This window comes from Microvirga calopogonii, assembly GCF_003347665.1.
Taxonomy (GTDB): Bacteria; Pseudomonadota; Alphaproteobacteria; order Rhizobiales; family Beijerinckiaceae; genus Microvirga; species Microvirga calopogonii.
Genome location: NZ_QDGA01000009.1, coordinates 73,919 through 89,037 on the forward strand (window position 1 = coordinate 73,919; position 15,119 = coordinate 89,037).

The 15,119-nt window shown below is 56.4% G+C and carries 14 protein-coding genes and 1 pseudogene; 4 read left to right on the forward strand and 11 right to left on the reverse strand.

The window, feature by feature from the left end:
• Positions 1-18: 18 nt before the first annotated feature.
• The 5 genes from DDF70_RS10495 to DDF70_RS10515 all read right to left on the reverse strand — a co-directional run bounded on the left by DDF70_RS10495 (position 19) and on the right by DDF70_RS10515 (position 6,540).
• Positions 19-612 (reverse strand): hypothetical protein, encoded by a 594-nt coding sequence (locus tag DDF70_RS10495; RefSeq protein ID WP_114944817.1) that lies wholly within the window; start codon positions 610-612, stop codon positions 19-21.
• A 15-nt stretch (positions 613-627) separates the two neighbouring features.
• Entirely contained in the window at positions 628-2,595 is a 1,968-nt protein-coding gene (locus tag DDF70_RS10500) for a hypothetical protein (protein WP_114944818.1), read from the reverse strand.
• A 460-nt stretch (positions 2,596-3,055) separates the two neighbouring features.
• The gene (locus DDF70_RS10505; RefSeq protein WP_162820333.1) at positions 3,056-4,108 is read right to left on the reverse strand and encodes a glycosyltransferase; all 1,053 of its coding nucleotides are present in this window, start codon (positions 4,106-4,108) and stop codon (positions 3,056-3,058) included.
• Positions 4,109-4,156: 48 nt separating this feature from the next.
• Positions 4,157-5,356, reverse strand: a complete 1,200-nt coding sequence (locus DDF70_RS10510; RefSeq protein WP_114944820.1) for a glycosyltransferase family 2 protein — start codon at positions 5,354-5,356, stop codon at positions 4,157-4,159.
• Positions 5,353-6,540 (reverse strand): DegT/DnrJ/EryC1/StrS family aminotransferase, encoded by a 1,188-nt coding sequence (locus tag DDF70_RS10515; RefSeq protein ID WP_114944821.1) that lies wholly within the window; start codon positions 6,538-6,540, stop codon positions 5,353-5,355. Before DDF70_RS10515 ends, DDF70_RS10510 begins: the two co-directional genes overlap by 4 nt.
• A gap of 182 nt (positions 6,541-6,722) precedes the next feature.
• Between DDF70_RS10515 and DDF70_RS39190 the strand changes: the two genes are divergently transcribed.
• Together DDF70_RS39190 and DDF70_RS10525 are read left to right on the forward strand one after the other, a co-directional pair.
• Complete coding sequence (locus DDF70_RS39190) at positions 6,723-7,346, forward strand: NeuD/PglB/VioB family sugar acetyltransferase (RefSeq protein ID WP_114944822.1); 624 nt, start codon at positions 6,723-6,725, stop codon at positions 7,344-7,346.
• A 182-nt stretch (positions 7,347-7,528) separates the two neighbouring features.
• On the forward strand, positions 7,529-9,178 hold the full coding sequence (locus tag DDF70_RS10525; RefSeq protein WP_205772415.1) for a hypothetical protein: 1,650 nt from the start codon (positions 7,529-7,531) through the stop codon (positions 9,176-9,178).
• A 15-nt stretch (positions 9,179-9,193) separates the two neighbouring features.
• Here DDF70_RS10525 and DDF70_RS10530 read toward each other — a convergent pair.
• The 4 genes and pseudogenes from DDF70_RS10530 to DDF70_RS10545 all read right to left on the reverse strand — a co-directional run.
• A pseudogene (locus DDF70_RS10530) lies at positions 9,194-9,334 on the reverse strand (IS5/IS1182 family transposase); the annotation flags it as partial.
• Positions 9,279-10,994: a recombinase family protein gene (locus tag DDF70_RS10535; protein ID WP_114944824.1), complete on the reverse strand. Its 1,716-nt coding sequence runs from the start codon at positions 10,992-10,994 to the stop codon at positions 9,279-9,281. The gene DDF70_RS10535 and the pseudogene DDF70_RS10530, both read right to left, overlap by 56 nt.
• On the reverse strand, positions 10,987-11,181 hold the full coding sequence (locus DDF70_RS10540; RefSeq protein WP_114944825.1) for a hypothetical protein: 195 nt from the start codon (positions 11,179-11,181) through the stop codon (positions 10,987-10,989). Before DDF70_RS10540 ends, DDF70_RS10535 begins: the two co-directional genes overlap by 8 nt.
• 54 nt (positions 11,182-11,235) lie before the next feature.
• The gene (locus tag DDF70_RS10545; RefSeq protein ID WP_245435436.1) at positions 11,236-12,033 is read right to left on the reverse strand and encodes an IS5 family transposase; all 798 of its coding nucleotides are present in this window, start codon (positions 12,031-12,033) and stop codon (positions 11,236-11,238) included.
• 348 nt (positions 12,034-12,381) lie between these two features.
• Between DDF70_RS10545 and tnpA the strand changes: the two genes are divergently transcribed.
• Together tnpA and tnpB are read left to right on the forward strand one after the other, a co-directional pair.
• Entirely contained in the window at positions 12,382-12,630 is a 249-nt protein-coding gene (gene tnpA / locus DDF70_RS39195) for an IS66-like element accessory protein TnpA (protein ID WP_114944826.1), read from the forward strand.
• Positions 12,631-12,749: 119 nt separating this feature from the next.
• Complete coding sequence (gene tnpB, locus DDF70_RS10555) at positions 12,750-12,992, forward strand: IS66 family insertion sequence element accessory protein TnpB (RefSeq protein ID WP_114944827.1); 243 nt, start codon at positions 12,750-12,752, stop codon at positions 12,990-12,992.
• Here the strand turns inward: tnpB and DDF70_RS37955 are convergent.
• Both DDF70_RS37955 and DDF70_RS10565 read right to left on the reverse strand, forming a co-directional pair.
• A complete protein-coding gene (locus DDF70_RS37955; RefSeq protein ID WP_245435438.1) occupies positions 12,933-13,196 on the reverse strand; it encodes a tyrosine-type recombinase/integrase in 264 nt (87 codons plus the stop codon). The two genes, tnpB and DDF70_RS37955, sit on opposite strands and share 60 nt — an antisense overlap.
• Positions 13,197-14,308: 1,112 nt before the next feature.
• Entirely contained in the window at positions 14,309-14,827 is a 519-nt protein-coding gene (locus tag DDF70_RS10565; RefSeq protein WP_114944829.1) for a Ros/MucR family transcriptional regulator, read from the reverse strand.
• Positions 14,828-15,119 lie beyond the last annotated feature (292 nt).

Consider the following 15,119-nt stretch of genomic DNA (forward strand, 5'->3'; position numbering starts at 1 on the left):
TCCCCTTCACCCACATCATCAGAACTTTGAAAGTGCCTCGGTGTCGCTGAACCCTTTAACGCCACTGAGAGTACCCTTAGGCCCCGAGTTCGTATTATTCCCTTGAGATGACGAACCGCGGTCGGAGCCTTGCATCTTCGCAGCCATGTTATCCGCAGCCTGAATCGTTTCTGGCTTAATTCCAACCGTGACGCGATATTCGCGGCCTCCGGTGTAGCATTGGCCAATGATCACAGCGCCACGCAAAATCGCTTCCGTAGAGGAAGACAAAGTTGTCATTCTAGTGATGAGTTCCTTGCGCTTGGCCTCTTTCGATTGTCCTTGGATCGAGGAGGCTTCTTCGACCGCGCGACTAACTACTTCGTCTCTTTTGACGGAGCTGGACAGGGTTTCAGAGATAAGGGCTTTCGCGGCCATTGTGGCCTCAGAACGTGCGTCGTTTACGGCACTCACGTCGTCGAAACTGACCGGTACAGATGCCGTTGCGATAAACCGATCATTCAAGAGGGCTTCAGGGTCAACACCGACCATTCTCGGATATTCGGCGCAACTAGCGGCGTAGGCACTTAGCGGCATAAGGATCGAGAGTGCAGCGAGCAGTGTTCGCTTCATTGGGATTTTCCTTTTCTATTCAACGAATTTTACAACCGTCTTGGCGGCTTGGCGGATGGTATCAACATCGAGCTCGACAAGGAGGTGGAAGTCACTTTGCCCTATCACAGTAGTGCAGTTGCCGTCGCCGCGAAGCACTAAACTCCAGGGCTTGGTGCCTCCTGGAGGCGGGTAATAGAAGTGCTTTTGTTTAGGACTGGGAGAGAACGTGTAAAGAAACTCTTTCAGTGGATTACCTTCCCGATCCAGGAAGCTTAGCTGAAGATCCGGCGCTTTATCTCTCAGAGCAGCCGCCCATTGTGTTACCTTAGGCACGTTCACTTTGGGGAAGCCATAAACATTAAAGAGTTCACCAGATGAGCGGTTTTGACTATAAGTAGCCGTTAGCGATTGTCGATTTCTTGCAACGCCGACTGAATACTCGAATGGGCGTTTCATGAGACAGTTGGAAGCAAAGTTAGCGGCTGCGGCGCTTTCCACGCTGATCCGGTCGATCGCTGTTGCCTCCAATGACTTAATCAGGTTCTGCTGAAAATCTCTTCGAAGAGAGACAGTCACTGGGATTGCCACCATCGCTGCCGGGTTCAGTTCGAACCGCTCGATAGTACGGCGCAGATCCTCACGATCAGCGATTGTGCTGGATGTATATCGCTGCGGGGCTCCGACGATGATGTCCTGGACTTCGCCTTTGTTGATAGAGCCCTCGATCTTGTCGAATATCAGGGCTTCCAATGTCTCCTGCTTATTCAATTCGGTGGCCATCTCTGGGAAGAGGGCACTCCCAACCGTCTGTTCGCCCTGCGCATACTTCTTGATGTAGGCTTTGAAGTCATCGACCCTGACTCCGACCTTCGCATCAACTCGCACGAGCGAGCCCTCGCTTGACGACCCAATCACCTCAAAGGACTGAATTGTACCTTGCGAGTATTCTCGCATGCTCGACTGGACAGTCTTGGTCTCAGCGCGGATCCCCTCGGAAATCTCAGTGCGTTTCTTGATCTGCTGCTCAGCGTCGATAAATGTTCCGACGACTTGTTTGAGTGCGTTTTCCGCAGCATTCTTGGCGGCGCTTTCAACATCTGAGCCAATACCTTGGGCGACCACGATCTGAACAGACCGCCCGTCGGATGTTGTTGAAGCCAGGGGAGCACTTTGGGTCGCTCTAGTCGACTGTGCGTCCGGCTTCGGCGCAGATGGAACCCGGTCGGCGAGTAAGGGGATGTCCTGGGGTTTCATTGACTTGCGGCTCACCGGAACTTCCGGATCCAGCGAGTCGAATAGAGAATTATTCGTTTCTGGAGCCGAAGTTGCGATATGCGGCGAAGGTGCCTGTGCGACAGGCCGACCTTCCTCAATCTCAAGGAGCGAATTGGCTGTCGCCATGCGCAGATTGCCGTTTCGGTCGAAGTTGACCGACATCGCGACCCCTTCGCCGCTGAGTTTGAACACCGGGAGGCCTTGCTCCGCTGACTTCCTGAAGTTCCCGACGAAGTCGATCATGAACCCCTTCTGGCCGGACGGCCGCCCGGCGGCGAGTTCCTGCATATTCTGCGGAGCGAGGGGAGTTAGGCGGACAGGCCCCCAAGTGACAAGTGCAGCATTGCCTTGCCGAGTGATCCGTCCCTGCTGCCCGTACACCGTGGAAAGTCGCTGAACTTCCTTTTCAAGATCAGCAGGGCCGAATGGGGCAGGGGAGACGAAGCGCGACAAGTAGGCAGCAGTGCCGTCAGCGGAATGAAGAACCGATGCGCTGATCGTGACGCCCTGCTTGGGTTCATCGATCCGCCCTGAACACCACTGGTAGGAGGGATATTGGCTGCTGGGCTCACAAGTGAGGCGAGTATAGAAGGGAGCGCCGACAACGTTGCCTCCCAGAGGGACACCATTTACTCGGTATTGACTTTGGGCAACTGCCTGCCCAAAAGCCACGCCAAGAGGGATGACAAGCCCGGCGATCCAGGCTGCCCCGACAGCAATCTTCATGTTTTACCCCGAAGCCCTTTTAAGGGAGATGCAGATTAGCTACTTTCCATCAGGAATGAAGTAGGACTTTGGGTTCAACCAGTGGAATAAGTCCTTTTTGTTAATGAGCCGACCTGGCTCCCATAAGGCGTTGAACTTCAGGGCCGGCTATGTTCGCCCAGGAGTTGCTGCCTCTCCTAGAGATAGGGACTCATAGTCGCGACATTTCTAGCGAAAGCGTGGCAGTTGTGCTTGGATTGCAGTCCTATATGGGGCGTACCAGTGTTACGCTATGTCTCAATCGCGTTCGCTGCCTTTAGGCTGGCAAGCGGCGCTTGCGCCGTTAGCGGATCGTCTCGGTGGCTAACCCGAAGCGCTCAGTCCATACGTCCGTAGTCTCAAGAGAGCAGGCGGGTCGATTGGGACGGCCAGGGCGGTCCGGGAAACAACGTTCCGCTATCAAACAGCTAATTGGGTTTCCTCACCTTCCATTGAATGCCTCGGTATAGTCCGTGAGCATCCGCTCGTAGCTAAACTCCGACTGCGCAAACGTCTTCGCTTTAGCTTTCATTTCGGTGAGTATGTTCATGTTCTCTGCGAGAAAGCATATTTTATCGACAGCTGAAGCCACGCTCCAAGGCTGGATACAAAATCCATTGACCCCCTCGTGGATCATTTCTGGGATCCCGCCCACACCCGCCGCGATTGTAAGTACTCCAAGAGCATTTGCTTCCATAATTGCGGCCGGCCTGCCATCAAACCTCGAAGGTACTACAAGGATATCTATGAATGACAATGCTTCCGCAGCCGGCAAAAAGCCTTCGAAGGTGAGCCTTTCACCTAGATTCGCTTGCTCAATAGCGGTCCTAACCTCCGACTCCATAGGTCCACTACCGTAAACCTTGAAGTGCGCGGCAGTCTTTCGGGAGGCCTCTTTAGCGATTCTGACAAACTCAAGAGGAGCCTTCTCCTCGCTGAGGCGACCTGCATAGCCTACGGTAAGAGGGCGGGTTTCCGGATTGGCTAGTGCCGTATGAATTGGCTCAATTCGAGTTCCGCTCCTTACAATTCGAATATCTCTGCCATGAATAAGCGTCGACTTCTGAACTATCCCTGCCATAAATTTCGATTCTACGACAACTGCATCAATCGAATTTTCAAATAAAAAATGATCCCAAACGTGCCCATATGGGTTGAACAACATATCGACAACCCGGAGACCCGGCCGCCTAATCTTCAGGTCAGGCAGGATAGGGTAGATCAGTGCCGCGCCCATCTGGACAATAACTTGAATACCATGCTTGTCGATGTAGTCTCTGATAACATCATTGTACTCGGAGTAGTTCTGCTCTGACAGGTCCAAAATAGAGTTCGCTTGGATGAAATCCTCGAGTAGATCGCTGACATAAGGATGGGCGTCCATCGTCTGGACAGCTACATGCACCTTAAATCCACGTTCTTTCAGCGACCGGAGTGCAGATAGAGGAAGAAAACTTTTTACTGGGAATGGTAGAAGTGCCAATACGTGTTTCACGAATGAAGTCCCTTAGTATCTGCAATTGAACATCAATTGGCACGTAAACTACTGAAGTCGGCGGAGGAGAGCTTGGAAACGCGTTTTCAATGCGCGGTCGTTCACGCCATCAGTCGACATAATTGACGTCTGCAGCTTGGCCTGGGCGTGACGCAGTTGGGTCGCTAATGCATCCCGCTCTTGTTGAACTTCGTGGAATGCCGCTTCCCATCTATCGCTGTTTTGATGCCACCACTCGCGGGCTGCAACAACTTTGGGCAAGTAGTCTTTGAGTTCACTTAGGCTCCCAAGAGCAGGTCCGTAGCGCAGGACAGAGACAATATTCCTGCCAACTTCTTCTGCTGCTCTGTGCTCAGAAGCGGAACCTTCCAGTAGAACCCATTCGCGAAAATCACGATAGGAATCAAACCCGACGCACCCAGCTAAATAGCCGAACACGCGGTAACGTTGCCTCTGAGTGAGTTCTAGAGCCTGCGGGGCAAGCATAAACCAGTTAAAAATCGAGCCTTTGGATTTCTGATCCGACAGGCTATCCACAAGCGGAATCATATGTCTCTTAAAGATAAAGGCAATTTCCAAGTAGGTTCCAACGGGATCAGCGAAGGTCACCCCACCCGAGTGCAATCTATAATTCGTCAGCTTTTCTTTGATGATTTCAATCCGCTGGCCGGCGCTTACTGCCCGTAACCAGAGCTCAAAATCCGGCGCCCTGATAAGTTCAGGATCCATGAGTCCATGACTCTCGTGGAATGATCGCCTGACCAGCGTCGAGGATCGGCAAAGGCTGTTTTGTACAACCCAGGTCTCAGGAACATTATAATCAACGTCGCGATTTGAGAGCGCCTCTAATGCTAGACGGTTCGGATGTGGCTGACCAGAGGGGTCAACCCAGTTGACCCATGTCCCAACAATATCAGCTGAACGATTGTAAGCTAGACCGAGTTGCTTCTCAGTTTTCGCGGGCTCGATCCAATCATCGGCATCAACGTTAGCAATGAAATCTCCACGGCTATGCATAAGCGCTTTGTTGAAAGACCCCGCTCCACCCAGATTAGTCTCATTGACGATTAATCTAATACGCCTATCGTGGTAAGCCCTAATAATATCCAGAGAGTTATCGCGTGAATTGTCGTCTATGATGATAACTTCGAAGTTATCAATAGTCTGAGAGAGAATACTCTCAATAGTCTTGCCGATAAAATGGGCATAGTTGTACGACAAAACTATAAAACTAACGAGCGGTGTCATGACGGGTATTCCTGCGAAACCCTAACTATCTCGCTAACGCGTGCGATTTGTTCATCCGACATTTTAACATGAAAAGGCAGCGCGATAGTCCTGTATGCAACAACGTCGGTTGCAGTAAGGGTTGCGCGCTCGGCCTGGGCGAAGGCAGGATGGGTGTGGCAGCCGCTAGACCACCAGCGCCGCCAAGGAATTCTATGTTGCTCTAGGGCACTGATAGTGCGCTCAACACGATCAGGATGTAGGATGACGTTCATTGTCATTGCAACCCATTCGTCACCAAAGCCAGGCTGAAAGCCCACAACTTTATGCAATTCGCGCCGATAAATGCGTGCTTTCTCAAAAAGCGTCGATAGTTTCTGCGGGGCAGTCTTCAGGGATGCTAACCCGATTGCAGCTGCATATTCAGACAATCGATAGTTGCCACCGCGAATCTCTGAGACCCTGGTATCGGCTTTGAACCCAAATGACGCGATCTGCTGAATCCTGGCAATCAAATCGGCATCGGTGGAAATTACTGCGCCGCCTTCGCCGACCCCGATCGTCTTTGTAGCATGGAGGCTGATGCATATGGGCTGTTTGGAGACGCTGCGGATTGAAGTTATCCCCGCAGCTAGGTCAAAGATAATTGGTATGCCTGTTTCAGCCTCGAATATTTCCCACGCACGAATGTCCACTGGACCGCCAAAAGGACTTACAACGACAAGAGCAGCTGGCTCGCCCTTCTCGGATATTGCAGCACGTGCGATATCGGGTGTTACCGTCAGCAACTCTGGGTCAACATCTATGAAAAGAGGTTTATAACCTACATTGCTGACTGCATGGGCCGTAGCAATAAAAGTGTAGGCGGGCAGCATTATGAACTGGGAATTCTGGCGAGCTCTCGCGCGTAATGCAAGTTCAATTGCCGCCGTTCCGTTGGAGACAGTAGTGGCCACAACCGATCCGGGCTCTGAAATGCGACCCCCGATATACTTCGCCAACTCATTACAGAAAGCGCGGTTCAATGGTCCATTGTTGGAATAGATGTTGCAGTGGTCGATCTGCTCCAAATACGGACTGATCACTGCTAGGGATGGTAGGACAGGCACGAGCATCGGCGGCGGGGAATACGCAGCATTGTCCTCCGCAACACCCCCGTGCTCGACAGCTTCTATCTTTGATAGCGCCCCGATAAATGTCGACATACTGCCCTCATTATGCTTATTGCTCCAATAACCCAAACCTGGTCGCTGGGCAACCACTCGGGTGACTGCAGCGACTTTTGTTGTTTTTTCCCTAGAAATGAAGAATACTATCAGGTCTAGGCTTCGCAATAACTACTAGTATTCGGTTAGGCGGACCCAGGTCGTTACCCGAGCGCAGCAAAATGAGACTAGCTATTTTTGGATGCGGCGGGATGGGCCGTGAACTCGCCGACATAGTTCGGGCAAGATGCAGCTCAATATCAAAGACCGCTGAGGTCTTGTTTGTGGCTGACGAGCCATCAGGTCCTGTCCTCGGTATTCCCGTTATTCAGCCTGACTCGCTGAGGGCAACAGATAGGATCTGTTTTGCGATAGGTAGCTCTGTCGCGCGGAGAACGCTGTCATATCGGTTCTCGCATCAACCTCTAGCGACGATCGTTTCGGACACTGCCATAATCTCACCATCCGCGGAGATTGGCGAGGGCTCGGTATTGTGTGACTACACGGTTGTAAATAATTCCTCACGTATAGGCCGTCACTTTCAGGGAAACACATTCTCGCAGGTCTCTCATGACTGCATTATCGGAGATTGCGTCACGTTTTCCCCTAGGGTGTCCTGTAACGGCTGGGTTCATATTGAAGACGACGTATTCGTCGGATCAGGTGCAATCATTAGAAATGGGGCGCCAGGGAGGCGGCTTCGCATCGGAAAGGGAGCTGTCATCGGAATGGGCGCAGTTGTCGTTCGGGATGTTCCCGCTGGAGTGACCGTGGTTGGCGTGCCCGCTCGCCCGCAGTCTACCTAAAGACGGTTCTCCCCTCGGGTGGAGATCAGCGAGGCGAATTCAAAACTCTGATCCACAAGGCTTTGTTGCCACTTCAGCCGGATTGCCATATGGGTTTTCGTGAAATGAGAAGCTATACGAATATCCCCCAACGCACCTAGCACCCATCTACAGGAATGAACGTGAACGCCCGAAACAGTAGTGTGGACCTGCTCGGTACTACGGTGCTCATAATCTTTATCGGCTTAATCGGCACGAGACTTACAAAAGGAGTCGATCTAACGGACGAAGCGTATTATGCGATTTTCCTTGATGATTGGCTCAAAGGTGGAATTGCAACAAGTGCCTTTTTGACACTACATCAAACAGCAGCGCTGATAGTTTACCCAGCAGCGCTGATATATGTCGCCGTTAAGGGATCAAGCGACGGACTGTTGCTCTTTCTGCGTGCTCTTTTTTTAATAGGCGCTGTAGCATCAGCTGCAGTTTGGATTGTCTTCATGCGACGCATCGGGCATCGCCTCTACGCGTGGGCTGGAGGCTTGCTAATACTCGCTTTTATCCCATTTGGATTGCCGGCACCGTCGTACAATACGCTAGGCCAACAGGCTTTAACAATTGCTATGGCTTCGTTCGGATGCGCAGCTCTCGCGGCTGGTCAGCCACGTGCACAACTGCAGTGGCTTATTGCCTCCGCTTGTGCATGGGCTCTCGCCACCGTGGCTTACCCTACCATGATTGCTCCAATGGGCTTCCTGTGCCTCCTTGGGCTGCTCTATCGTGATAGAATCTTCCCCCAGCCATGGCGTTATGCGTTGTTGGTCGCAGCGGCGGTATGCATTGGATGGGGCATTGTCGCAACATCTCTGTCCGTTACACGCCTATATGACAGCATAATTTATCTTTCAGCCGTCGCCGACGTCGGAGGTATGGGCCGGAAGCTGACACTTGCATTCGATATACTCAGGAACGACGCGGCGTTTGCAATTTTGTGTCTCTTCGCTGTTACAATTGGTATCTTTAGGCGACATCTAGGCGCCTTTGCGCAGATTGCGTCGGTCGCCATTATCGGGAGCTTGTTCTTCACTACTCCTGCTCTTTTTGTTCGCTCTCATGATGCAATCACGCTAGCGGCGCTTACCGGAATTGGGCTTCTTACGGGTTTGTGGCCTGGTGCAAGTCGGAATGAGCGCGTGGTAGCACTTGTATATGCTACTTCAATTGCAGCGGCGCTCGCGACCTCCATGACCGCCTTCAACTCGATTTTCAATTTCTGCATCGGCGCAGTCCCCGCGGCCGCGCTGTCTCTTGTTGCTCGTCCGTCAGTGAAATCCTGTAGCCTAGTCGGGGTTTTGCCAGCGCCTGTCGCTATTGCCGCGGTTTTATCAACTTCGCTTTATGTCTACTACGGTGAACTACAGCCCCCGCCCCTACAACTAAGAGAGCGCCTGCAGGAAGGCTTTTTCGCTGGAATTGAAGCTCATCCAGATGACGCCGCTCTCTTGCGTGTGGTACGCGGTAGGGTTGGTCCACTACTGGGGCACAGCCAAACTATTGCGGTTATTGGCCGCCTGCCAGGGCTAGCCCTTGCTACCCCATTGCGCCTTAGCATGCCAACTGCGTTTCCGTTGACGCCAAATGTTCCGCAGAGAGGAATCGCTGCCGCTGGCGACTATTATACGAGGCCCGAGAACCGGCCCCAGCTCGTATTGATTTACCGGGACGCGTATTTTGAGCCGATCAACCCAATGCAACAGCAGTTTGACGAATGGTACGCGCCGCTGGCCGAATTCAGTACACCGCTTGGACAACTTGCAGTATTTCAGCGTCGGCTTGGCGGACCTACCGATTAAGAGGCTGGTGAGCAATTATCTTTCTTTTCGGGTAAGGCGGCGCAGAAGGATGCGGCTCATGGCAAGATAGAGCAGCATCTCGCCAGTCTCGACGAGCCGCTCATAATCCTTGGCGAGCCGCCGATTGGTGGTCAACCAGGCGATGGTCCGCTCGACGCTCCCCTGTACAATGGTGCTTGGATTTGAGCTTTCGATCTCCGCCTGGGTCTCCTGATGGCGGAGGCGGAATGCGGAACACAATCTCGACCTGGCCTTCATCAATCTCGATGCGGCGGACCATCAGCCGGATGATGTCGCGTCTGGCAGACCACTCGAGCAGGACGAGGTTCTCACGGACTGTCATCGAGAAGTCCTCTAAGCGACCGATCACCAGGGTCAGGTCGCGTCTGGCCTCACTGGCCGCCGCCAGGGCATTGCGATGCTCCTCCAACTGGGTGATGCAGGCCCTCAGGTCGGCGACCCGCGGCTCAAACTCCACACGGTCAATCACGCCGTCAGCATACCCGTCGATCAGCCGCCCGACCCCGCGCCGCAGGGCGCCAATGCGGCGCTCAACCTCCCCGACGTCGGCATCGGGCTGACTCGCTGAGGCGAGGTCCGTGAGGCGGCGCTGGTACTCGTGAGCGATCCGCTGCGGATCGTTGAGAACCGCCTCGATCTGGGCCCACACGACGCGCTCAAGACGATCACTGCGCACCGGGCGGTTGGTGCACCCCGCCTGTCCGTCGAACCGGTGTCCATCACTGCCGATGCAGCGATAGGCGCCGTAACCGAAGGCGCCGGGGCGATGGCACTCGGCAAGCCCAGGTGTGGCTTTGCCGTAATAGGCATAGCCACAACGCCGACACACAACCAGCCCCTGGAGCAGCCACCCGGGCCCTCGGCTCTGCTCCCGCTTGCGCCGTCGGTTCTCCTCAAGCTGAGCTCTGGCGGCCTCGGCGACTGCGGGATCGACAAGGGCTGGCACCGGCACCGCCACCCAATCTTCGCTGGGGACCGGCACGCGTGTGGTCGGGCGTGAGGAATGAGGCGGGTGATTGCGGATCGGACGCAGCCGCGGCTTTGGCTCGACCGCGTGAAAGCGGCCATCCATGGCTGTGCCGGTGTAGGCGGGATTCTCGACCATGCCATGAAGGGTGGAGGCCCACCACCGTGTCGTGCCCGAACGGGTTCGGCATCCAGCCTGCTGGAGTCTGCGACAGACCTCGCGCAGGCTGAGGCGGTCGAGCCCAATCCAGGCAAAGATCAGGCGGACAAGGCGCGCCTCCTCGGGCACGATCTCGAGCCGAGCAACCCCACCTCCTCGCTCGCGGGTGATGTAGCGATACCCGTAAGGCGCGCCTGCGAGAGCGCTGACTGAACCCATCCGCGCGGCATGGCGCCGTCCCCGTCGTCCCCGCTCCAGGATCTGGGCACGCTCGTACTCGGCAATGACGCCTTGGATCTGGAGCAGGAGGTCGTCCTCAGGACTGGCGCCAATGGGCCGGTTGAGGAAGACGACCTCAACGCCGGCGCGCCGGAACTCCTCCATCAGCAGGGCCTGGTGCGCATGACGCCTGGCGAGCCGGTCGGGTGCGAGGACGTAGACACGGTCGATGTCTCCGGCGAACGCTGCATCGCGCAGACGCTCCAAGGCCGGACGCACCAGAGAGGATCCGCTGTGGCCCTCGTCAATGGAGGCGGCCTCCGGGAGCATTGTGACGCCATCGGCCGCAATCCGCTCGCGTAGGGCGGCGACTGGGCTGGCAATGGTCTTGTCACGGGCCTGAGCCTCGCTGGAAACCCGTGCGTAGAAGGCAGCCCGACATTCAGCCATGCTCAGCCCTCCTCTTTGCGGCCGGCCGCGGGATGGCCTCTGGCGCGGCTCTGGCGCCAGCCCTGATGACCTTGCGGGTGATGGGGACGATCTGGGCGTATGTCTCGGCCAAGCACCGCGGGCTGAGCCTCGTGCTCTCGAAGGAGATCTGCGCCACCACGATTGGCTGTTGCGTCGACTTGACCACGGGCATCTCCGCCGGTGCCGGTGCCGGTCCTGGAAGCGGGTGGTGGATGCTGCCTCAACTGGGCCAAGGAGCCGGTGTTTCGGAGGGGCCTGGGCAGAGACTCGCGAGCGACCACGGCTGACCACTCGAAGCCGAGACTGGCAAGATTGTACGGGGGAGCACCACCCACCGTCGCGCGAGGACCTGAAAGCCGCTCGGCCGCATCGGCGGCTCTGCGTCAGCCCGCATCCAGGTGCCGCCGCTCCACCAATGCTGCGGCATGGCTAATCTCCAACCTAGTGCTTTGCAGAGCCAATCCTTCAATCCGCGGTAATCCGTGTCGGCCCACATCCGCTCGATGGCGGGGAAGAGATGCTGCAGACCCTCCAACAAGAGTTCGGCTCCGGCGCGATCGTGAAGGTCGGCGGGATGCACGCTGTTCTTCAGCAGATTGCCTTGCGGATCAACGAGCAGATGGCGCTTGCGGCCCTTCACCTTCTTGCCGCCATCATAGCCACGCGGTCCGCCCATCTCAGTGGTCTTGACCGATTGGCTGTCGATGATCGCTGCTGTCGGCTGGCGATGACGGCCGAGCGTACGCCGATAGCTCTCCCGCAGAACCTGGGTCACCTGCTCCCAGGTGCCATCGTCACGCCGCTGGGCATAGCGGTAAAAGACGGCACCACGCGGGGGATACTCGTGCGGCAGCAGCCGCCACTGCGCTCCGGTGCGTACCAGATAGAAGACCGCATCGACGATGCGCCGCAAGGGATAGGTCTGCCGCCGTCCCGCGGGATGGCTGCGGGGGACAAGGGGCTCGAGCAGTGCCCACTCGGCATCGTTGAGATCGGTGGCGTAGGAACAGGCATCCATGGCAGGACTCCTGGATCGTTAAACGGCCCACATCCGCGGCAGCAGCCAGCTCCAAACCTCTGTTAGGTGAAACACTTAGATCGAGCAATAAAATTGCTCACCAGCCTTTAATACCAGTGCGCTTATGAAGCGATTTGTTTGATGTAGGGGTAAGTGCACAAGGATTGGACGCGTCCGGTCTCTGCCGTGAGCGCGTTCCAGGCGCTACCACACGCTTCGACGACGGCCTCTTCGTCGGCCAGCAGGCGATGCGAGAGGTACGTATGCACTCGGCGTGCGCCCTCTTGTGAGAGCACTGTTTGCGCGTCACGTTCTGACCTTAAGGCTCGCTTTAAGGTCAGCAGGTCGATGAAGATCGAAGTTCTCGGCACAGAGCGCCGGCGGCGCTGGAGACTCCAGGACAAACTCCAGATCGTAGAGGAGACGCTGCATCCGGGCGTGACGGTGACCGAAGTGGCCCGCCGCCATGGTCTCGCGCCCAGCGTGGTTTTCACCTGGCGCCGTCTGGTTCGTGAAGGCCGACTGGGTGACGTCGGTCCCGCCCTCATGCCGGTCGAGATCACGCCCGTCCCAAGACAGACCACGCCGATAGCATAACCAGCGCAGCGCATCGGACTGATCGAGATCGTCCTGGGCCGCGGGCGCCGCATTCGCGTGGAACGCGAGGTCGATGCCGAGGCGCTGCGGCGGGTTCTGCAAGTCATGGAGAGCCTGCCATGATCCCGGTCCCGACCGGCGTGCGCGTGTGGCTCGCCACCGGCCACACCGATATGCGCAAAGGTTTCGGTGGCCTCTCCCTGCTGGTGCAGGAGACGCTCCAGCCCAATCGGCATTTATGCGTCGTGGGAGATTATGTGGCGGCGGAGGAACCGGCGACGGTATTCCGGCACTTTGCGGCTCTACGCCGCCACATAATCAGAGGCTCTCAAGCGGTTGGAGTACCGCGTCCTTTGCCTTGAACCGAACCGACTCCTTGCCCGAGATAGCGGCGTGGTCGAGACCGCGGACATCATCTCGACATCGGCGGCTGCATAGTGATGCGTCATCGCGACCTGCGCATGACCGAGCCAAGCCTGGATGGTGAGCAGGTCGACACCTGATTGCAGCAGCGCCAGGGCGAGGGTATGGCGCAGAACATGGGGTGAGACGACCTTGCGCGCCAAGCCACGAGTTTCGGGAGCGGGTAGTGTCTGAGCTGGAAGGTTCGATCGTAGTCTCTCGGCATGCTCGACTCCATGAACGAAGAGGGGACATGTTCCGTAGGCAGGTACAGAGTCGAGCCTGGAGGCAGGCGGGCGATCGGTGACCGTGGCAACAGTGGATAGAGGCTGACCTAACGCGTCGCGAGCTTCCTGCAGCTGGTGCGCAGTTTCCATTTTCGCTTCGGCGCTCCCATACTTGTGATGCTGATCTTCACGACAAGCTAAGCATTTACTGCTAGGTCCCGGCATTGAACCGGACCCGAGGAAGAGATGCTCAGCCGCGCTTTGTCGATCATGCCCATTACAGTACTTGCCGCGGGACTCTCAGCCTGCGCGTCGAACCCTAAGGGAGGTTCATTGTCCGACTATGTTGGAGTCGGCGTTACCAACGTGGCGACAAGCTGTGGCGGCGGATACCAAGTCTACCGTCAGCCGGTGAACGGAAGGCTGCTCATTGTAGCCTACGCGGTTTCTGAAGCGCGCCAATCGTTCTGTCAGTCCTGGAGAGGTGAGCCGTCAGTCTCGCCAGTCACTGGTGTGAGACACGAAGAGGCAGCGGTGGAGTATATTGCCAAGACTCCAGCGATGAAAGGCTGCGCCCTTGTAAGCGGTACCGAGATCACCAGATTGCATTCCGAGTTCACGATTGCCTGCCCCGGGTCCTCCGGGGCTGTCACAATCACCGCTAAGGATTGAAGCGGCACGCGCGGATTGTTTCGCGAGCTTACTGAGCTGAGCGGCGCTTGCGCTCGTCGACGTTGCGGCTACGTGGCTCCGGCGGCGCTCGGCACAAGTCCAGGCTCGGTCAATCGACAAGCTGCAGGAGGAAATTATCCAGAACCCCGAGCTCGCGGCCAAACTGCTAGAGGACTACAACCCCGCTACCTATGCGGCCAAGCGCCGGCAGATCATGCAGAAGTACAGAGTCTGGACGACACAGGTCATTAACCTGCTCGACGAAGCTCACGAGGCGGAGTCCGGCCCTGCGTGGGCAAATGTATTGGAAAGCATCAACGGTCGGTAGTCCCGCAGGATTCGGAGCCAGCGGGGCGGCCTTGCGCTAAGCCGCCCCACTACGTTGGGGCTTGCTCGCTCGCCGTCTTCTTGGAAGATCTACCGCGCTTGGCCTTTGGGGTCTCAGTAGGCGTCGTGACGATCTCCTCCGACACTGCAACTGCTTTGGCGGTACTCTTCTTCCGAATTTGGCCGAGGCCGCTGCTCCTGGCGAGCTCGGAGCGCCTCGCAGCATAGTTCGGCGCCACCATCGGGTAATCGCCTGGGAGCCCCCACTTTGCGCGATACTCCTCGGCCGTCATCCCAAGCGTCCCAAGGTGCCGCTTGAGCGTCTTGTACTTCTTGCCGTCCTCAAGACTGATCAGGAAGTCAGGCGTGATCGATTTTTTAATCGGAACGCGCGGTTCTGGTTTCTCGGACTCAGCCTGCTTCCGGGTTGTTAGCCCTTGGAGAGCCGCATGGACGGAGGCAATCACGTTCGGCAGATTGCCTCGATGAACCGAGTTGTTGGCGACGTAAGAGGAAACAATATCTGCGGTGATGCTCGCGAAGTCTAGTTGCTGTTCAGGCTGATCCATAACTCATCCAATGCCTTAGAGGCCGAAGCGACATCAGTTAGCTCATTACACTGTATGGTCAAGCCACTCAGACAGGCTTCGGGGTGCAAGTCCTCTACCCAGCCCGATGACGGAGAATGGTTAGCAAAGCGCAAGGCCATCGCCACGAGGCGAGGTCTAAAGGAAGCTTGGAGCAAAACCGCGACCTGCTGGACAAGGGCCGGATCTGGCGAGGTACAGGTGACTTCCCAGCTCTCTAACAAATCCATAGTCCAATCTGTGACTGCCTCCGCGTCGGCCAAACAGCCCCGTA